This window comes from Pseudomaricurvus alkylphenolicus (assembly GCF_011683955.1).
In the GTDB taxonomy this organism is placed as follows: Bacteria; Pseudomonadota; Gammaproteobacteria; order Pseudomonadales; family Cellvibrionaceae; genus Pseudomaricurvus; species Pseudomaricurvus alkylphenolicus.
Genome location: NZ_JAAQPI010000017.1, coordinates 135,369 through 152,330 on the forward strand (window position 1 = coordinate 135,369; position 16,962 = coordinate 152,330).

Annotated in this window: 16 protein-coding genes; 7 read left to right on the forward strand and 9 right to left on the reverse strand. The window is 55.4% G+C overall.

Annotated features, from left to right (window positions below; genetic code table 11):
• Window positions 1-206 precede the first annotated feature (206 nt).
• Window positions 207-2,159: a VacB/RNase II family 3'-5' exoribonuclease gene (locus HBA55_RS30725; protein WP_166999455.1), complete on the reverse strand. Its 1,953-nt coding sequence runs from the start codon at window positions 2,157-2,159 to the stop codon at window positions 207-209.
• Window positions 2,160-2,330: 171 nt separating this feature from the next.
• On the opposite strand from HBA55_RS30725, the gene HBA55_RS30730 reads away from it, so the two are divergent.
• The 3 genes from HBA55_RS30730 (at window position 2,331) to HBA55_RS37260 (ending at window position 4,077) form a co-directional block, all read left to right on the forward strand.
• Window positions 2,331-2,642 (forward strand): BolA family protein, encoded by a 312-nt coding sequence (locus tag HBA55_RS30730; protein WP_166999457.1) that lies wholly within the window; start codon window positions 2,331-2,333, stop codon window positions 2,640-2,642.
• Window positions 2,643-2,744: 102 nt separating this feature from the next.
• Window positions 2,745-3,683, forward strand: a complete 939-nt coding sequence (trhO, locus tag HBA55_RS30735) for an oxygen-dependent tRNA uridine(34) hydroxylase TrhO (RefSeq protein WP_166999460.1) — start codon at window positions 2,745-2,747, stop codon at window positions 3,681-3,683.
• Window positions 3,684-3,762: 79 nt separating this feature from the next.
• Window positions 3,763-4,077: a hypothetical protein gene (locus tag HBA55_RS37260; RefSeq protein ID WP_206020052.1), complete on the forward strand. Its 315-nt coding sequence runs from the start codon at window positions 3,763-3,765 to the stop codon at window positions 4,075-4,077.
• 35 nt (window positions 4,078-4,112) lie between these two features.
• On the opposite strand, the gene HBA55_RS30745 is transcribed toward HBA55_RS37260, so the two are convergent.
• The 4 genes from HBA55_RS30745 to HBA55_RS30760 form a co-directional block, all read right to left on the reverse strand.
• A complete protein-coding gene (locus HBA55_RS30745) occupies window positions 4,113-4,601 on the reverse strand; it encodes a hypothetical protein (protein WP_166999462.1) in 489 nt (162 codons plus the stop codon).
• Window positions 4,602-4,900: 299 nt separating this feature from the next.
• Window positions 4,901-5,815, reverse strand: a complete 915-nt coding sequence (gene rdgC, locus HBA55_RS30750; RefSeq protein ID WP_166999464.1) for a recombination-associated protein RdgC — start codon at window positions 5,813-5,815, stop codon at window positions 4,901-4,903.
• Between the two features lie 79 nt (window positions 5,816-5,894).
• Entirely contained in the window at window positions 5,895-6,275 is a 381-nt protein-coding gene (locus tag HBA55_RS30755; protein ID WP_166999466.1) for a SirB2 family protein, read from the reverse strand.
• A 15-nt stretch (window positions 6,276-6,290) separates the two neighbouring features.
• On the reverse strand, window positions 6,291-6,881 hold the full coding sequence (locus tag HBA55_RS30760; RefSeq protein ID WP_166999468.1) for a DUF4202 domain-containing protein: 591 nt from the start codon (window positions 6,879-6,881) through the stop codon (window positions 6,291-6,293).
• Between the two features lie 193 nt (window positions 6,882-7,074).
• Between HBA55_RS30760 and HBA55_RS30765 the strand changes: the two genes are divergently transcribed.
• Window positions 7,075-7,842 carry an OmpW/AlkL family protein gene (locus HBA55_RS30765; protein WP_166999469.1) on the forward strand — a complete coding sequence of 256 codons (768 nt, stop codon included), beginning with the start codon at window positions 7,075-7,077 and terminating at the stop codon, window positions 7,840-7,842.
• Window positions 7,843-7,945: 103 nt separating this feature from the next.
• On the opposite strand, the gene fnr is transcribed toward HBA55_RS30765, so the two are convergent.
• Window positions 7,946-8,713, reverse strand: coding sequence for a fumarate/nitrate reduction transcriptional regulator Fnr (gene fnr / locus HBA55_RS30770; protein WP_166999472.1), 768 nt, complete (start codon window positions 8,711-8,713; stop codon window positions 7,946-7,948).
• 150 nt (window positions 8,714-8,863) lie between these two features.
• Entirely contained in the window at window positions 8,864-10,102 is a 1,239-nt protein-coding gene (locus tag HBA55_RS30775; RefSeq protein ID WP_166999474.1) for an oxygen-independent coproporphyrinogen III oxidase, read from the reverse strand.
• Window positions 10,103-10,355: 253 nt separating this feature from the next.
• On the opposite strand from HBA55_RS30775, the gene HBA55_RS30780 reads away from it, so the two are divergent.
• Window positions 10,356-11,165, forward strand: a complete 810-nt coding sequence (locus HBA55_RS30780) for a universal stress protein (protein WP_166999475.1) — start codon at window positions 10,356-10,358, stop codon at window positions 11,163-11,165.
• 155 nt (window positions 11,166-11,320) lie between these two features.
• On the forward strand, window positions 11,321-12,718 hold the full coding sequence (locus HBA55_RS30785) for a sensor histidine kinase (protein ID WP_166999477.1): 1,398 nt from the start codon (window positions 11,321-11,323) through the stop codon (window positions 12,716-12,718).
• Here HBA55_RS30785 and HBA55_RS30790 read toward each other — a convergent pair.
• Both HBA55_RS30790 and aptA read right to left on the reverse strand, forming a co-directional pair.
• Window positions 12,701-14,194, reverse strand: a complete 1,494-nt coding sequence (locus HBA55_RS30790) for a CoA-acylating methylmalonate-semialdehyde dehydrogenase (protein ID WP_166999479.1) — start codon at window positions 14,192-14,194, stop codon at window positions 12,701-12,703. The genes HBA55_RS30785 and HBA55_RS30790 overlap by 18 nt on opposite strands.
• A gap of 48 nt (window positions 14,195-14,242) precedes the next feature.
• Window positions 14,243-15,583 (reverse strand): omega-aminotransferase AptA, encoded by a 1,341-nt coding sequence (gene aptA, locus HBA55_RS30795; RefSeq protein ID WP_166999481.1) that lies wholly within the window; start codon window positions 15,581-15,583, stop codon window positions 14,243-14,245.
• A 171-nt stretch (window positions 15,584-15,754) separates the two neighbouring features.
• Between aptA and HBA55_RS30800 the strand changes: the two genes are divergently transcribed.
• A complete protein-coding gene (locus HBA55_RS30800; RefSeq protein WP_166999483.1) occupies window positions 15,755-16,681 on the forward strand; it encodes a LysR family transcriptional regulator in 927 nt (308 codons plus the stop codon).
• Window positions 16,682-16,962: the final 281 nt, after the last annotated feature.

Sequence of the window (16,962 nt, forward strand, 5' to 3'; positions counted from 1 at the left end):
TTGGTGCCTCAAGCGGCGGCTGGGGGTTCCGTTTTCCGAGCTGTCGGGCGGCCGTCCCGGCTGCCCTCAGTCCCAAAAAAGCCCGGCAAAAAGGCGCCGGTCTTTTTTGCTCCTTCGGCGCCCTCTTTTATGCTCGGAAAACGAAACCCCCAGCCACCGCTCGCTCCGTAGTTCTCCAAGCGCTGTGCCTCAAGGTTGCGGTGGCTTTATACCAGCTTGAAGTTGACGCGTTTCTTTTCCAGGTCGATTTTGTCGACTTCCACAGTGATGTCTTGTTCTAGTTTGTAGCTCTGTTCTTCTCCGGTCAGGGTCATGCGGTCGGCATCGTATTTGAAGGTTTTGTTGTCCATCTTGATAAAGCCGGTTATGCCCCAGTCCACCAGGCGTGCGGTGATGCCCTGGTTGTTGATGCGGAAGACCTTGGCCTGTAGTTGTTTGCCTTGGTGTTGTTGCATGTAGAGGCAGTAGAGCCATTGTTCCAGGTCACGGGCAGCGGCTCGGGTGGTGCTGATGCGGGTCTGCATGTCGGCCAGTTGTTCGGCATCCGGGGCTTCGATGTTGCGGTCTTCCAGGATGGCGCGCAGGGCCCGGTGGTTGTGGAGGTCGTTGTAGCGCCGGATGGGTGAGGTGATGGTGGCGTAGTGTTGCATGCCGAGCCCGAGGTGTGGCTGGGCTTCGGTGGTGAGCAGTCCTGCCTGTAGCATCAGTCTCAGGGCGGCCAATTGTCCTGCGGCCTCGGGACGTTGGTGCAGGGCTTTGATCAGGGCTTTGTAGCCCTCCAGGCCGGTGGGGTCGAGTTCTGCCAGATCGGGGTAGTCTTTGGCGATGACGTTGCGGATGTTTTGCAGGCGTTCGCTGCGGAATCCCTGGTGGGCCGAGAAGATACCGGCGCCTGGATGTTTGGCGAAGAGGTCGCCCGCAGAGCGGTTGGCGGCGAGCATGGATTCTTCGACGATTTGTTGGGCCAGGTTGCGGCCCTGGCGTTTGATGTCGGCAATATGCTGTTTGTCGTCCAGCACGAGGTCAAAGTCGTCGCGCTCTTCCATTAGCAGCATGTGGTTCTGGCGGTAGCTGTTGAGGGCGGTGCTGCAGTCTGAGAGCACTTTCAGCAGGGATTGGGTGTCTGCCGGAACGGCGCTTTCGTCCTGTTGTTCGAGGTAGGTGGCGACTTTTTCGTAGCTGAGTTTGTGGGCGGAACGAATGATGCCAAATTCGAATTCGTGGCTGTCAATGGCGCCTTCGGTGCTGATGTGCATGTGGCAGAGCAGCGCCGGGCGTTGTTCCCCGGCCACCAGGGAGTAGTGCTGGTGGGAGAGCTGTTCCGGCAGCATGGTGATGGCTTTGCCGGGCAGGTAGGCGGTGTTGGCTCTTTGCCAGGCGGCACGGTCGAGGGGGCTTTTGGTGGCAATGGAGGAGGTGGGGTCGGCGATAGCGACCGTCAGGCGCCACCCTTCTCCGCTGGCTTGGGCAAACAGGGCATCGTCCATGTCACGGGTGGTTTCGGAGTCGATGGTGACGAAGGGGACGTCCTGAAGTTTGGCCCGCTGTTCGTAGTCCGAGAGGGCGGTGAGTTCAATGGCTCCCGCTTTTTCGGCTTCGCTGTGTTCCTGTTTGGACCAGCCACTGTTGAGGTTGTGTTTTTGGCAGGTGACCAGGTGCTCAATGCCGACGACGTTGTCGTTGCCCAGCACGTCCAGGACTTTCGCCTGGCCCTTGCCGTCTTCGAAGGGGTGCCGGGTGATGCGGCATTTGAGATAGTCGCCTTCTTTGGCCTTGCCGCGGGCTTTGGGGGGCAGGAATATCCAGCGGCTCAGTTGGGGCATGTCGATTGCGACGAAGTGGCCTTTGCCCCTGATGACGTAGCGACCGATCACGACTTTGTGGGCGGATTGCAGCAGTTTGTCCAGTTCAGCATTAATGCGGTCGCTGTCTTTGCTGCCGTCTTTGTTTTCTGCCTCGGAGACGCTGACTTCGACCCGGTCACCCGGCAGCACCCGTGCCATTTCATCGGGGGGCAGGAAGGCTTCGCGGCCGTCATCGAGGACGACAAAGCCGTAGCGGCCCTGGCTGCCGCGAATGGTCCCTTCGGACAGGTTCTTTTCGGAACGAATGTTGTCTTTCAGCTGGGACAGCTGTTGCAGGGCATTGGAATCGAGCATGGAACGAAGGTATCTCTTACGTAGGCATATTCGGCCCCGGTCTTGGGGCATGGAAAGGCGCACATCATAGCAAACTGCCCCCGCGGGTACAGTGGCAATTGTAGAAGAAAAGGGGGTTTGGGCCATCTATGGGATATAATGCCGCGCTGGATGTTGGAAGGATTTCTGAATATGACTGTACAGGCCGCGATTGAAGCCAAACTGCAGGCGGAGTTTTCTCCCCTGGTGCTTGAGGTAACCAATGAAAGTCACATGCACAATGTGCCTCCGGGTTCGGAGTCTCACTTTAAGGTGGTGCTGGTGAGCAAGGGTTTTGAAGGGGTGCGTAAGGTAAAGCGGCACCAGTTGGTGTATGGGGTGCTGGCGGAGGAAATGGCCGGGCCGATCCATGCCCTGGCTCTGCATACCTACGATGAGGTGGAGTATCAGGGGCAGGCTCCTCAGTCGCCACAGTGCCTCGGTGGCAGCAAGGCCGACGTTTGATATCTGGCGGCAGTTGTGGATGTACGCTTGCGGGTGTGCAATTTTTCACCAAGCCGCTACAATAGCCGCCCTTTTTTATATCGCCCGGGTGTATTGCTTCCTATGAGTCAGTTTGTTGTTGCCGCTCTTTATAAATTCGTGTCTCTGCCGGACTTTGAGGCCAAGCGCGAACCGCTGCTGGCGTTTTGCCTGGAGCAGGGTATCAAGGGCACCTTGTTGCTCGCCAGTGAGGGTATTAATGGCACAGTGGCTGGCACGCGGGAGGCTATCGACCGCTTGCTGGCGTATCTGAAAGAGGATGAACGCCTTGAGGATCTGAGTCACAAGGAGTCTTTCGACGCTGAACTGCCGTTTTATCGGATGAAAGTGAAGCTGAAGAAGGAGATTGTCACCATGGGTGTTGAGGGGATTGATCCCCGCGACGTGGTTGGCACCTATGTGGCACCGAAGGATTGGAATGCATTGATTTCAGATCCAGAGGTGGTCCTGGTCGATACCCGCAATGACTACGAGTATGAGCTGGGTACGTTCGAGGGGGCGGTTAATCCCGATACGCGATCATTCCGGGAGTTTCCACAGTACGTGAAGGACAATCTCGACCCGACCCGGCACAAGAAGGTAGCGATGTTTTGTACCGGCGGTATTCGCTGCGAAAAGTCCACCGCTTACATGAAGCAACAGGGCTTTGAAGAGGTTTATCATCTGCACGGAGGCATTCTTCAGTACCTGGAGGATGTGCCTTCCGACGAAAGTCTGTGGAATGGCGAGTGTTACGTCTTTGATAATCGCGTCAGTGTGGACCATGACCTGAATCCGGGTTCCTATGATCTGTGTCACGGCTGTCGGGAGCCCATTACGGAAGAGCATAAGCAGTCTGCCCAGTATATTGAGGGGGTTGCCTGCCCACGTTGCTATGAGCGACAGACGCCTGAACAGCGTGCCCGCTTTATGGAAAGGCAGAAGCAGATGGAGTTGGCAAGAGGCCGCAACCAGGTTCATATCGGGGCTGAGCCCCCGGCACGTCAGGGCAAATCGTCTTAAAACTGCAGTATTCGCGGTGGGAATTTTATGGTCTAATAGCCTCCGGTTGTAACCGCTTGGCTTTAAAGAAGTATAGACGATGGATTATTCCGCCTGGACTGTAGACCTGAAGACGCTTTCCGCGACACACTCGTGTGGCTTTCGTATCGAGATCGAAGGTAGCCCCAAGAACCCTAACGCCGTCCATCCGGGCAAGTTCCCTGCCGGGCTGACCAGCATCGACCAGGTGCGGCTGGTGCGAACAGGTGTTGAGGCGCTGGCGGAAGAGGCCAAGAAGGGTGTCGGCAGTCGTCCGGTTGCGCCCAAACCGGCTTATACGCCACCGGCAAACAAGCCGAAGCGCGCAACGCTCTCCCTGAAAAAGCGGTCCAAATCGGCCCCCGAAGAGGCCTGAGGCCACTCTGGGGGGTGTTTCCCATTCCTGGGAGTCTAGCGGTAAACCACCTGCCCTTTCAGTAGCATCATGGTTTGATGCGCTTCCACCAGTTTGAACAGCCGGTCAAACTTTTCAGCAGCCACGTCGGTGGGTGTGCCACCCGCGTCTACTGTGTAGGTCACTCCCTTGATCAGGGAGTCGAGTTCCTTGGACACGGACGCCATCGCATTAAAGATGTCACCGGTGGTTTGCTTATCCTTAAACAGGCGCTGTTGGCTGGTGACCAGCAGAAATTCATCGCATTCCTGAAGCCAGTCTTTTCGCTGCGAGATGTATTTGTTGATATTGTGCATGCCGCCGCGGTGTTGGCTGACCAGTTGCTTATCACGATAGCGCTGCAGGCTCTTGATGGCTCCGGTCATAAAATCCATCTTGATACTGTCGCAGTACTTATCATTGAGGTAGCCGGGAAACTGCTTTTCGGCATGGGCCAGACTGCTCACCAGCAGGCAGGCAAGGGCGGTAAGGATGACGCTTTTCATGGCTATAGACCCGCATCGTTATATTTATTATTACTGCTTATACCCAAGCGCAATAGGGCGCTGAAGAGTGATATAAATGCCATTTTGACTAAATGTCAAGCAATTGGCGCGAAAAATGGGACAAAGTGCGTCTTTTTGGGGCGAACTTGGGGAGATTTAAGGTGAAAGTACAGTGGATGTTCAGCCACTGTCCCTGGGTTGGCCCCCAGATGGATGGGGGCCTGCCGGTCAGAGGAGGCTCTTGGTTAAATCGGGTCTTATGTTTAAATCGGGTCTTATTTTTAGATCGGATCTTATTTTTAGATCGGATCTTGGCGCGTATCGCCAAAGTAGCTCAGCAGTTGCGGTATAAACCGGGCAAAGGTCGCGGTCATCAATGCGAAGTCAGCGTCGAACTGGGCGGCTTTGTCGCCGTCGGCACTGTCCTGGGCCTCGCTCACCAGTTGTTCGCCAAATTTCAGTCGTTTGATGGCCAGATCGTCGGCCAGTAGCAACTGCAGGCTTTCGTCCCATTCCAGGGCCAGTTTGACCACATGCTTGCCCGCGTTCAGGTGGGGTTCGATTTCATCGGCCAGCAGCTCCTGCTTCTTACAGCGCACCACACTGCCTTCTTCACGCTGTTCACGTAGTTCGCATTCGGTACCCAGCTCAAGATCCTCGGGCAGGGGTTCGCCCCGCAGCCACGAAGTCATAATAATGGCCGGGGATTCGCTCACCTGGACGGGCACTACGGGCAGGCTGCCGAGGGAGTCGCGCAGCAGCTTCATCCACTCTTCGGCTTTGGCGTAGGAGCTGGCGTCGATACAGAGCCAGCCGTTGTGGGCATCCACATAGCCGTATGTCCGCTGGGAGCGGGTAAAGGCCTGGGGCAGGCAGTCAAAGATGATTTCCTCTTTGAGGGTCTCTTTCTCTTTGCGGTGTACGCGACGGTCTTCCCGGTGCTCAATAGTTTTAACCCGATCATCCAGCTTCTCGCGGATGACGGCGGCCGGCAGTACTTTTTCCTCCCGGCGGGCACAGAACATGTAGCAGCCATTGGCGGCGTGCAGGAGTTCTTCGCTGAGGTCTCCCATGGGACTCACCCAGCCATATTTGCTGGTGTCCTGGCGGCCGCAGGGCGTGAATTCGTTGTCTCTGAGTAGTTGGGGCAGGTTTTCAGGATCCAGATCGACAGGCGCGGTAAACCGGTACAGCAGGAGATTTTTAAACCACATAGATTTTATAGGCATTGGCAAAAAAAGGGCCGCGCATTATGGATGACGCCCGCGCGGATCTCAACCTGGAATATGGGGGTCAGAATGCCAGCCAGAGCGGCGGTTTATTCAGGGCCAGTGCCACCATGGCGATAAAAATCAATGTGGCCGTGAGCAGCCAGATCAGTCTGATTTGAAGCCTGCGGGCATAATGCAATGCCAGCGCACCGGAGACGATATAGGCCAGCAGCAGCCCCAGCTTTGTGGCCAGCCAGGGGCTGTTGAAGGGCGTAAAGCCAGTCGTCCAGATCAGGGCCAAGCCGCTGGCGAGTAACACAGTGTCAATGGCAGCAGGCAGGGATTTTACCCAGCGACCCCTGGTTGCCAGTCTCCCCTGCCACATCCACAAACCGCGCAGGAGAAACAGGCTAAAACTGCTGACGATGCACAGTTGGTGGAGCAGCTTAAGACTGGTGTACATACAGATTTGTTCAGGCTAGCCGTTCAGGGCTTTGCCCACCAGTGTGGCCATTGGGTCAGTAAGCGGCAGTTTTAATGCGGCGCTGTGCCCTTGCTCCGACATCTTGTTCCAGGTTTTACGAATGATGTCCACGACCTTGTCGTCGTCATGCCCTGCCGCGAAGTCGTCCAGGTGAAACTCCAGGAATACCAGGCATGCCACATCTTCCAGAGTCTGGGCCTCTTTGTCCTGTTTCAGGCGTTTTTTCTGTAGCAGATCCTTGACCCGCTGTTGATCTGCCTGCGTATATCCGCAATCGTTCATCAATTGTGCAGTCAGTTGCGCGTGGAATTTTGCCAGTTCGCTGCGCCAGTGTTTATAGCCACTGCGATCCATGGGGTAATCCCTGCGGGGGATGCTCCAGCGCTGAATGTGCTGCGCGCGACAGGCTATTTGCAGGTGTTCACTGGCCGCAGGGTCAAAGTTAGCCAGGCATTGGCTCATTCTCTCGGCATAGAGTTGCTCCTTGGCAACACTTTGACCCTCCCATTCAACCTGATTGGGATCCTGACGGTTTTTTTCATCAATGGCCGCAAAGATTTGCAACAGTGGTGTTGAGTTGTTCATGGGGACATCTCCAAAATATTCAGCCTTGTCCTAGATCAAATAACCGGTGATCTGCGAGCGCTATTTATGCTGACATTTTCGGTGTATTTTTTCTGATTGTAAAAGATTTAATTTAGATCAATAAACCCGGCGCTCGCTTGCGTTGTAATAGCCACACTTAAATTACAACTGGTTATTTTCAAGAGAGCACACTATGAAAACAGCGTTAAAGCACCTGTCTTTAGCAGCGGCCGTTTCTGCCGCAGTCGTTTCCACTCAGGCCTTTGCCTATCAGGCCGGCGACTTTTTTGTTCGTACCGGTGCGGCAACCGTAGCACCGGATGAAAGCAGCGATGGACTTGCGGTGCCGGCTCTTGATGGTGTGAACGGCTTTGATGGTGCTGCTGAACTGGGCGGCACCGGTGTTGAAGTGGACGACGATACGCAGCTGGGGCTGACGGTAACCTATATGATGAGTGAGTCTTTGGGTGTTGAGCTGCTGGCCGCGACCCCTTTTACTCATGATATCACCGCAGACCTCGGCGGTTTGGGCAAGGTAAACGCCGGCGAAACCACCCACCTGCCACCCACACTGTCACTGGTCTGGTATCCCATGGGAACCAGTGGTCAATTCAAGCCGTACCTGGGGGCAGGTATCAACTACACCATTTTCTTTGAAGAAGAGGTGTCTTCCGATCTGGAGGCCGGTTTATCTCCGGTTGCTGATGCCATTACAGGTGTATCGGTTGGTTTGCCAAGCCCGATGCCTCTGGACCTGGAGTTGGAAGATTCCGTGGGCCTGGCATTCCAGGCCGGTGTTGATGTTGCACTCGACGATAAGTGGCACTTGAACGCATCGGTGCGCTGGATCGATATTGATACCGAAGCCAAAATCAAATCTTCAGGTACAACCATTATTGAAATCGACAACATCGAAATTGATCCACTGGTTTACCAAATCAACCTGGGTTACAAATTCTAAGGTTGAGCGGTTAGCCTGATCCACGCTTCAGACACAAAAAAGCCCGGTTTACCGGGCTTTTTTGATCTCGGGGCTGCGTTGGTGAAACGACGCCGAAATGAGTCTATTGATCGGCGCAGCTTGGCTCCACATTAGCCACACGCTTCAGACCGTCCATATCCAAAATATTGATTTCTTTTTTGTCCACGCTCAGCAAGTCGTTCTTTTGAAAGCGGCTCAAGACGCGGCTAACGGTTTCGATGGTCAAGCCCAGATAATTACCGATATCGGCGCGAGACATCGGCAGCCGGAAAGAGGTCGCGGAAAGGTGCCGGTTGTGGTTGCGAGTGGAAATGCTCAAAAGCAGTGCGGCAATCCGCTCTTCGGCGCTGTTCTTACTCAACAGGGTGATCAGCTGCTGGTCGGAAGTGATTTCCTTACTCATCAACTGGAAGAAATGCCGTTGCAGTGTTGGCAATTGGATGCTCAGGTCTTCCAGGCGGGAAAATGGAATTTCGCACACGGCTGCAGTTTCCAGAGCCACCGCAGAATTGGTGTAACGGTTATTGGCGATACCGTCCATACCGAGAATTTCGCCGGGCAGGTAAAACCCGGTCACTTGTTCCTGGCCATCGTTGGTGATGTTGACGGCTTTTATGGTGCCAGAGCGAACCGCGTAGACCGATTGAAAGGGTTCGTTGGCCCGGTACAGGTGCTCGCCTTTTTGCAGGGGGCGCCCGCGCTGAATGATTTCGTCCAGGCGGTCAATATCGTCAATATGAAGACTGATTGGCAGGCAAATAGCGTTGAGACGGCAGTCTCCACATGAAACCTGGGGATTGTGGTGACACTTGGTGCCGCTGTTGGTGCTAGAGGCAATCGTCTCGCTCATAGTCTCTACTCAAAAAGATCGGTATCTCTGGTTATAGCGTCACAATGGCCACGCATAACTCAGCAAATTGGTATCATTTTCCTATAGGCAGGCTGTTTGGACAAGAGGAAGGGCGAGATTCAACCAAAAAGCAGTAAAGCTTCCGGGATATCAGTCGCAAAAATGGACAATCAGTTCGCGACAGAGATGTGATAGCCGCAGGATTCCCTCAGGGCTCAGGGTCAGCTGGTGCTGATGGATACTGAACAGTGGCGGGCAGCTGTGGTCCTGTAAAGGGCTCCACAATTCACGCAACAAGGGTTCGAGTTGCAGATGGTAGCGGTCCTCAAAATACTTCAGATCCAGCTGGTGATAGCACAACAATTGATCGATCACCAATTTCCCCTGATGGTGAAAGGCTGTCCCATGGGCCTGGCCGGCAAAATCAAACGCCAGATACTCTGGCAGATCGACAGGGTTATGGCTGCGCCCGTGGCGGTGGCAACTGATGCTTCCAGGGCCTATTCCGACCATATCCGAGACGTTCTGGCTGTTGTAGCCCTGGGCGTTAAGCTTTAAATGATGGTTGTTTTGGGCCACCGCCAGGGGTGAGTTGGGCAGCACAAAGCAGTCATTGCCCAGCACCCGGTATCCCTGGTCTCTGAGCGCCTGGAAAAAGTCCGGGAAACGTCCGGAGAAGTTCTCACCTTGATGTGGGCCCTTATCCCTGTCCAGATTGCGCAGAGTTACCCGATCCGGTTTGCGTCCACCGTCACCGACGTATTGAGCGATACAGCGGGGCAGGCTATCTATCGGCTGCTTGAGGTTCAGGCCAAAATGCTGAAAGTGGAAGTCATCGCTGGTTTCCATCAGTTCCGCCAATTGGCCAGGGCTGGGCTCGATGTCACTGGGAAAATGGATTTCCAGACTGTTAAAACCCAAGCCCTTGAACAGGGCAACACGATTGGCACTGAGCTCTTCAGGGCGAAAGTTTACACTGAAAAAGCGATCTTCATTTGCGTCCAGCTGGAACAGACGGCCGACAAAGTACATCAGTTCCGTAATATCCGCTGAATCCAGCAGTGCGTGTGGGAGCTCCCAGCTCAGCCAGGGAATCCGACGCTGGCGTACGTCCGCGGCCCGAATCTGCATTTCACGCCTCAGGCCATCTACCAAATGGCGGCTGTCCCACGCGCCTTTCTCAATGGTCTCGCTGAGATCTGGCGGGGCGTACAGCGTAATCCCCAGCGGTGTGGCTTCGGTTGTTGCCAGTTGAGCACTGGCGAATTCCATCGGCCGGGACGTTTGCCCGATACTGCTGATGGCCTGCTCCCAGCAATAGCTGGCTCCGGATGGGGAGGTCTCCGGGGCAGAGAGGAGGGCATCGGGTATCGTCTGAGAAGGCGCCATGTGAAAACCTGTAGGCTCGTAGTTAGGGACAAGTCTAGCGCTCGCTGGCAAAAAGCCGTTGATGTATGTCAACAAATGAATGGGGGCGCTGCGGTTGCCTGTGGCATCGGTGAGGGGTATTCTGGAGCGGGTTTCGGCGATGTCGAAACAGGGTATGGGTTGAACAGGCTGCGATTGACGTGAGTCAATGGCTTGCAATATCGGATCGGTATACTGCAACCCTCTTATTTATCTGTGTTGGAACTATCAGAACATGTCTAATCAGGAAACTTTGTTTGTCGTAGTAGACCCCACTCAAACCGACCATGTAGCACTGGAGCGTGCAATTATTACCTCGCGAATTCGCGATGTTCCTCCCAAGCTCAAGGTATTTGTTGGCGTGGATTCCACTGGTGTGTCACTGGACGCGGACAACCCGGACATCTACCGCACCACCCAGTGGTTCGAGTCGCTGCGCAAACCCCTGGACGAAGAGGGGCTGGATTACACCCTGGTGATCTGCTGGTCTAACCAGTGGCATGAGGCCATTTTGCAGGCGGCCAAGAAAACTGAGGCCGATCTGATTCTGGTGCCCTCCTATGCCACTGAAGAGCTGCGCTACCGCTTTACCGATGCCAAGTGGAACCTGATCCGTCACGCCCCCTGCCCGGTGCTGATTGTCCGCCCCGGCGCCAAGAGTCAGCGCAAGGTTATTTTGTCTGCTGTGAAAATGCAGAGCACCAACAGCAAATATGAAGAGCTCAACAATCAAATCATTGAGCGTGGCAAATGGGCGGCTGAAGCCTATGGTGCGGACTTCCATGTGGTTAACGCCTATTCGGATTCCATGCATTACCCGGACCGTGGCAACATGGTGCGCAAGATCGGTATCGACTCCGATAAGATCCACGTGGTACAGGGGCCACCTGAGGAGGTGGTAGCCAAAGTGGCGGCTGAGATTGAGGCAGATATTGTGGTTATCGGCACCCTCAAGCGCACTGGCCTGAGCCTGGCCATGCGCGGTAACACCTCGGAACAGGTGACCAGCAAGCTGATCAATCATGACATCATGACTTTGAACTGATTCAGCCGACATTTGCTGGCATCAGCTTAAGCCAACGACATCAAAAGGAGCCGCAAGGCTCCTTTTTTGGTTTCGGTTGCAACCGGAACGCGCTGTGGCTACTCTGGCAGGCAGGTCTACACTCAATCAAGGGTGTGTTCAAACACGTGGCGACTATGGAAGCAGTCCCTCCGGCAGACAGCCTGGCGCTGTTGCGAGCCGAGCAGGAGCAGATGATTCGGCGGGTGGTGCGTATCAGCGTGCTGACCATGGCGCTGGTCTGTCTGTTCTTTGCCCTTCGTGCCTTGCAGTGGGAAATCTATCTCAGGGTCTTTACCCTGGGCAGCGGCATGGTCTCCAGCCTTTTCGCCTTTTATCTGTTGCAGCGGGGAGTCGGCGTACTGACCGTTACCCACACCGCTATGGGGGGAGTGTATATCGCTGCCAGCTTTGCCATGTACAGCAGTGGCGGGCTGATGGGGGTCGGTGTTGGCTGGATCACAGTACTACCGCTGGTTGCCGGTCTTATGGCGGGCCGCACGGCAGGCATTTTCTGGTTTGTGGTATCGGTTTGCCTTTGGGCGGGCATGGCGTTTTGGGAAAACCAGCACGGCGCGCCTGTCGATCTGACGCCTTTGGAAAACCAGTTTTGGCAGAATCGCTTTCAGCTATTGGGGCAATTGTTGTTGGTAACCGTCGCCATGATCAGCTATCTCTACCAGGTTGAAGCCGCCCAGATCAAAATTGAACAGCAACTGGTCGAGTTGGATCAGGAGAACCGGATTCGCCGCGAGGCAGAAGCTCGGGCGGAGCAGGCCAATCGCGCCAAGAGTGAATTTCTCGCCAGTATGAGCCACGAGCTGCGCACACCCCTCAATGCCATCATTGGTTTCAGTCATCATTTGATTCGCTACTGGCGCAAACTGCCGCAGGACGATCGCAGTGAGCGGGAGCGTCAGTCGGTGGAAAGCATTCACAGCAATGGCCAGGTTTTGCTGACATTGATCAATGAGTTACTGGATCTGTCGCGTTTGGAATCAGGCTCTCTGTCGCTCAATGTCAGCACGGTGCAATGCGGTCAGATGGTTCATACCGTGGTTCGGGATATGCAGGTCCTGGCGCAAGAGAGGGGTATTGAATTGCGGTGTGGGCCCGTTGACGAGGTCATTTTTCAAGCCGATGGCCAAAGGGTGCGACAGGTCCTCACCAACCTGATTGACAATGGCCTGCAGTACACCGAGCAGGGGGAGGTGTGTGTCAGCACGGAGGTCAGCGACGATGAAGTGGTGATCCGTGTCACGGATACCGGGCCGGGCATTGACTCGGATACCCTGGAGTACCTGTTCGATGTGTATAGCAATATCAGCCGCCGGGTGAACAGTCCGATGCAATCCACCGGACTGGGCCTGGCGCTTTGTCACAAGCTGGTGGCGCTTCACCACGGCAGGCTGGAAGTGACTTCCGAATTGGGTAAAGGCAGTGAATTTACCCTGGCGCTGCCTTTAGTCAGTCCGCTAAAGGTCCGTGGCGGCAACGAAGCCACCACGGACACGGTATCAGTTACTCGGGAATGAGAACTGCACACCCTCACGCACACCGCTTGAGGGCCAGCGCTGGGTAATGGTTTTGCGATTGGTGTAGAAACGCACACCATCGGGACCATAGGCACTCAGATCACCAAACAGCGAACGCTTCCAGCCGCCAAAGCTGTGGTAAGACACAGGGACCGGCAGAGGGACATTGATACCGACCATACCCACCAGAATATTATCGCTGAAGTAGCGGGCGGCTTCTCCGTCACGGGTGAAAATACAGGTGCCGTTACCGTACTCGTGATCGTTAATCAGCTGCATGGCTTCGTCCATGGATTGCGCCCGCACCACCAGTAACACCGGGCCGAAGATTTCCTCATCGTAACAGGTCATGCCGGGTTTAACCTGATCAATCAGAGTGCCGCCCACAAAGAAACCGTTGTTGTAACCCTCAACTTGTGGATTGCGACCGTCGACCACGACCACCGCGCCCTGCTGCTCCGCGCTGTCGATATATCCTTTAACCTTGTTCATATGAGCTTCGGTAATGACCGGGCCGAAGTCGTTGCTGTTGTCAGTGCAGGCTCCGACCTTAAGGTCTTGCATGGCAGCGCTCATTTTTTCAATCAGCGCATCAGCGGCTTCATCGCCTACACATACCGCAACGGACAGGGCCATGCAGCGCTCACCGGAAGAGCCAAAGGCGGCACCGGTCATGGCGGCGACGGCGTTGTCCATGTCGGCATCGGGCATGATAATGGCGTGATTCTTGGCACCGCCCAGTGCCTGGCAACGTTTACCGTTGGCAGACGCGGTGGCGTACACATATTCGGCGATGGGGGTGGAGCCAACAAAGCTGACGGCTTTAACGCGTTCGTCAGTCAACAGGGTGTCGACGGCAACCTTGTCTCCGTTGACAACATTCAGTACACCATCCGGCAGGCCGGCTTCCTGCATCAGCTGCGCCAGATACAACGTCGAGGAGGGATCGCGCTCGGAGGGTTTGAGTACGAAGGTGTTGCCGCACACGATAGCCAGCGGGTACATCCATAGAGGTACCATGGCGGGAAAGTTAAAGGGTGTAATGCCGGCAACTACACCCAGGGGCTGCATCTCACTCCAGGAGTCGATATTGGGTCCGACATTCTTACTGTGCTCGCCCTTCAGCATTTGAGGAGCGTAGCAGGCGAATTCTACATTTTCGATGCCGCGGGTTAGCTCGCCCATGGCGTCGTGAGCAATTTTGCCGTGTTCTTCACCAATCAGTTGGCAGATTTTTTCTGCGTTTTCTTCCAGCAATTGCTTAAAGCGGAACATCACCCTGGCACGTTTGGCGGGTGGTGTGTTACGCCAGGCCGGGAAAGCGGCTTGCGCGGCAGCAATGGCTTCTTCTACCGTTTCTTTCGCCGCCAGGGCGACCTGCTTGGTGGCTTCACCGGTGGCGGGATTGAAAACATCCTGGGTGCGTTCGGCGGTGTCAACGTTAACGCCGTTAATAAAGTGTCCTACCAGAGTCATAATCGGTATCTCGTATTCAATGAAAAATAAAAATTTGAGTGGCGGCGATCATGCCGCAGTTTCGCGAATGCTGTCACCCAGTGCGCTGATCAGGTCATCAATTTCCTGCGGCTGCACGATAAAAGGCAGACCCATTTGAATGGTGTCGCCACCGTAGCGAACATAGAACCCTTTCTCCCACATTTTCATGGCGATTTGGAAAGGACGTTTAAGCGGTTCACCGGGTGCGGCCTCAATGGTCAGGCCGGCGGCAAGGCCACAGTTACGAATATCCGTGATCAGTGGTAAACCTTTTAGTTCATGCACTCGATCCTCCAACACGGGCGCCATTTCCGCCGAGCGCGCCACCAGGTTTTCTTTTTCCAGAATATCCAGCGCTGCCAGACCGGCGGCGCAGGAAACGGGGTGGGCGGAATAGGTGTAACCGTGGGGCAGTTCCAGCGCATAGTCGGGGCCACCCTGCTCCATAAAGGTATCGTAGATTTCCTGCTTGGCGATGACGGCGCCCATGGGGATCGCACCGTTGGTGAGCTGCTTGGCGGTGTTGATGATGTCCGGTGTCACCCCAAAAGCTCGCGCGCCTGTGTTGGCCCCGACACGACCGAAAGCGGTGATGACTTCGTCAAAGATCAGCAGAATGTTGTGTTGGTCGCAGATGTCCCGCAGGCGCTGCAGGTAGCCCTTGGGGGGCGGCAGTACGCCGGCGCTGCCGGCCATGGGCTCGACAATCACCGCGGCGATATTGGAGGCATCGTGCAGAGCGATCAGTTCCAACAGATCGTCGGCCTGGTGTGCGCCTTCCTCGGGCATACCTTTAACGAATTTGTTCTGGGGCAAAACCGTGTGGGGCAGGTGATCCGCTTCTACGGCGTTGCCAAACAGGGCGCGGTTGCCACCTATGCCACCGACGCTGATGCCGCCGAAGTTCACGCCGTGGTAGCCCTTGCTGCGGCCGATCAGTTTGGTTTTGGTGGGCAGTCCTTTCTTGCGCCAGTAGGCCCGGGCGATCTTGAGGGAGGTTTCGGCGGATTCAGAGCCGGAGCCGGTGAAGAACACGCGGTTCAGACCTGCAGGCATAAAATCGGTAATGCGATGCGCCAGTTCAAAAGACTTGGGGTGACCGAACTGGAACGCTGGCGCGTAGTCCAGGGTGGCGAGTTGTTTGCTGACGGCTTCGGTGATTTCGGGGCGCGCGTGGCCCGCTCCGCAGGTCCACAGACCGGAGAGGCCGTCTAAGATACGACGACCTTGGGCATCGGTGTAGTAGACGCCTTCGGCGGAGGTGATGATACGAGGGTCCTGTTTAAACTGGCGGTTGCCGGTAAAGGGCATCCAATGGGCGTCCAGTTGCTCCTGGCTGAGGCCGGCGCGCGGGTCGAATTCGGTCATGGGTGGCTCCCCTGGGTTAGTGTCCTGAATCCAAAGTTGGTTAATTAATCACAGGCTCAGGACACTGTTGGTTTGAGTTGAATGAGGGCAGTTTAGGGGATGGCTTTGGTTTCATAAATTGCATATTATCGATCTTTAGTTGTTCTTCTGTGAAACTTAAGGTGAGGGCATATGGGACGCAAGCAGACGGCGCTGTTGGGGCAGTTAAGTGATATTGATTTGCGCTTGTTGCGGGTTTTTCGGGCGGTTGCCGAGGCGGGCGGCGTTTCTGCGGCGGAGCTTGAGTTAAATATCGGCCGCTCGACGATCAGTCGTCATCTTAAGGACTTGGAGGTGCGGTTGGGGGTGAGTCTGTGCCGGCGTGGGCGTGGGGGCTTTGCGCTGACCGAGGAGGGGCAGCAGATTTATCAGTCGACCTTGCGTTTGCTGGGGTCGCTGGAGAGTTTTCGCAGTGAGGTGGCGGATGTGCATAAGCGGCTCACGGGGCATATTTCGCTGGCGCTGTTTGATAAGACGGCGAGTAACCCGGAATCTCGTATCGGTGAGGCGATGGCGCGGTTTGATGATTTGGCGCCGGAGGTGAGTCTGGACATTTATGTGGAGCCGATCAATGAGATTGAGCGGGGGGTGATGGAGGGGCGTTTTCAGCTGGGAGTGATTCCGACGCACCGCAGTTCACCGAGTCTGGCGTATCAGCATTTGTTTTTTGAGCAGATGTTTCTCTACTGTGGTCGGGATCATGTGTTGTTTGATCTCGACGATGCGGAGGTGGACGGTGTGTTGGTGCTGGAGTCGAAGTACGCGGGCTTGGGGTATCACTCGCCGAATATGGAGGTGGGGAATCGGTTGGGGTTGCAGCGGGATGTGACAGTGAATGATCAGGAGGCGATTGTTCACTGTCTGCGGTCGGGGCGATATGTGGGGTATTTGCCGGATCACTACGCGGCGTTTTTTGTGCAGCAGGGGTTAATTCGGCCGTTGTTGCCGGAGACGTATCATTATGAGTGTGACTTTGTGGCGATCCATCGGATTTCTCCTAAGCCCTCGCGGATTGTGGCTACGTTTTTGGAGTGTCTGGCAGGGGCGCATTCCTGTTAGCCTCAGCCAAAGTTCGAAAGTGAGGGCCAGATTCTGATCTGATCCAACTCGGCAGCTTGGTGCCATAACCGGTCTTTCGTAGTTCGCAGTTTGTGCACTAGAGGGATCGTGGCGGGCCGCTTCGAAGGGAGCCGTTTTCTTTTATAGTTCGGGGACGGTCCGCTTCGGGGTGCATCCATCTGGAACACGCTCGAGCCGTCCATGGTCGCTAATAGTTCCGCCACAGCCCAGGCTGCCCTCTCTTCGAGCTTTGCTCGAATTCACCTTGTCCATGGCGGAAC

Coding starts and splice junctions, on each gene's coding strand:
- rdgC (WP_166999464.1), bottom strand. CDS start 5,815: ATGTGGTTTAAAAATCTCCTGCTGTACCGGTTTACCGCGCCTGTCGAT.
- aptA (WP_166999481.1), bottom strand. CDS start 15,583: ATGACCGAATTCGACCCGCGCGCCGGCCTCAGCCAGGAGCAACTGGAC.
- HBA55_RS30725 (WP_166999455.1), bottom strand. CDS start 2,159: ATGCTCGATTCCAATGCCCTGCAACAGCTGTCCCAGCTGAAAGACAAC.
- HBA55_RS30765 (WP_166999469.1), top strand. CDS start 7,075: ATGAAAACAGCGTTAAAGCACCTGTCTTTAGCAGCGGCCGTTTCTGCC.
- HBA55_RS30775 (WP_166999474.1), bottom strand. CDS start 10,102: ATGGCGCCTTCTCAGACGATACCCGATGCCCTCCTCTCTGCCCCGGAG.
- HBA55_RS30790 (WP_166999479.1), bottom strand. CDS start 14,194: ATGACTCTGGTAGGACACTTTATTAACGGCGTTAACGTTGACACCGCC.
- HBA55_RS30755 (WP_166999466.1), bottom strand. CDS start 6,275: ATGTACACCAGTCTTAAGCTGCTCCACCAACTGTGCATCGTCAGCAGT.
- HBA55_RS30800 (WP_166999483.1), top strand. CDS start 15,755: ATGGGACGCAAGCAGACGGCGCTGTTGGGGCAGTTAAGTGATATTGAT.
- HBA55_RS30760 (WP_166999468.1), bottom strand. CDS start 6,881: ATGAACAACTCAACACCACTGTTGCAAATCTTTGCGGCCATTGATGAA.
- fnr (WP_166999472.1), bottom strand. CDS start 8,713: ATGAGCGAGACGATTGCCTCTAGCACCAACAGCGGCACCAAGTGTCAC.
- trhO (WP_166999460.1), top strand. CDS start 2,745: ATGAGTCAGTTTGTTGTTGCCGCTCTTTATAAATTCGTGTCTCTGCCG.
- HBA55_RS30730 (WP_166999457.1), top strand. CDS start 2,331: ATGACTGTACAGGCCGCGATTGAAGCCAAACTGCAGGCGGAGTTTTCT.
- HBA55_RS30780 (WP_166999475.1), top strand. CDS start 10,356: ATGTCTAATCAGGAAACTTTGTTTGTCGTAGTAGACCCCACTCAAACC.
- HBA55_RS30785 (WP_166999477.1), top strand. CDS start 11,321: ATGGAAGCAGTCCCTCCGGCAGACAGCCTGGCGCTGTTGCGAGCCGAG.
- HBA55_RS37260 (WP_206020052.1), top strand. CDS start 3,763: ATGGATTATTCCGCCTGGACTGTAGACCTGAAGACGCTTTCCGCGACA.
- HBA55_RS30745 (WP_166999462.1), bottom strand. CDS start 4,601: ATGAAAAGCGTCATCCTTACCGCCCTTGCCTGCCTGCTGGTGAGCAGT.